Source organism: Pseudomonas sp. Bc-h (genome assembly GCF_002080045.1).
GTDB lineage: Bacteria > Pseudomonadota > Gammaproteobacteria > Pseudomonadales > Pseudomonadaceae > Aquipseudomonas.
The window spans coordinates 1-306 of the sequence record NZ_MUIN01000070.1 but is presented as its reverse complement, the minus strand read 5'-3'; the positions used below and the strand labels follow the sequence as shown (position 1 = coordinate 306).

At 64.7% G+C, this 306-nt stretch carries 1 protein-coding gene; it reads right to left on the bottom strand.

The genetic code is table 11. The features are described 5' to 3' along the window. On the bottom strand, positions 1–306 hold a 306-nt coding region (locus BWR59_RS31830), incomplete at both ends, for a DUF6531 domain-containing protein (RefSeq protein ID WP_143491022.1).

Sequence of the window (306 nt, the reverse complement as noted above, 5' to 3'; positions counted from 1 at the left end):
TCGCCCAACTGATTCAGGCGCAGAAAAGACGAGTCTGCCAACGGCGGCTCGAACAACCGATACACCCCATCCTCACTCTCGATCAGCAGCCAGCCGCTCTCATGACGGCGCACCACCAGTCCTTCACCGGCACTGAACGCCGCACCGCCCAGCGAAATGACCCCCAGATCGATCGAGCGCGCCTGCTCATCGACATAGGTCAGCCGCTCGCCACCGTCCGGGTGCGGCTCGATGCGCACACCGACCTCAAAGCCCACGCTCCAGCCCGCGCCGAACAGCCCGTCACGCCGTTCATCGCGACTGTTG